Origin of the sequence: Glycomyces sp. L485, assembly GCF_022548875.1 — a bacterium.
In the GTDB taxonomy this organism is placed as follows: Bacteria; Actinomycetota; Actinomycetes; order Mycobacteriales; family Micromonosporaceae; genus Glycomyces.
On the sequence record NZ_JAKZEW010000120.1, the window covers coordinates 1 to 280 of the forward strand.

1 pseudogene is annotated in these 280 nt (G+C 75.0%); it reads left to right on the forward strand.

The features are described 5' to 3' along the window. A pseudogene (locus L0U85_RS20240) lies at positions 1-280 on the forward strand (serine/threonine protein kinase); the annotation flags it as partial.

A 280-nucleotide genomic window follows, 5' to 3' on the forward strand; every position in this document is an offset into this window, starting at 1 on the left:
TGCACGCCTCGCCCGAAGCGCTGCTGCGCCAGGCGCAGACGCCGGCCTCGGACCTGTTCAGCCTCGCCTCGAGCATGTGGCACCTGCTGGCCGGGTTCGCGCCGTTCGCCGATCCCGAGGGCGGCACCGACCCCGACACCCACCGCGAACGGGTCACCTCGCAGGCGCCGCCGCCGAAGCTCCCGCGCGAGGACGTCCCCGAATGGCTCGAACGCCTCCTCGTCCGCGCCCTCGCACGCGACCCCGCCCACCGCCCCTCCTCATGCCAGGCCTTCGCCGA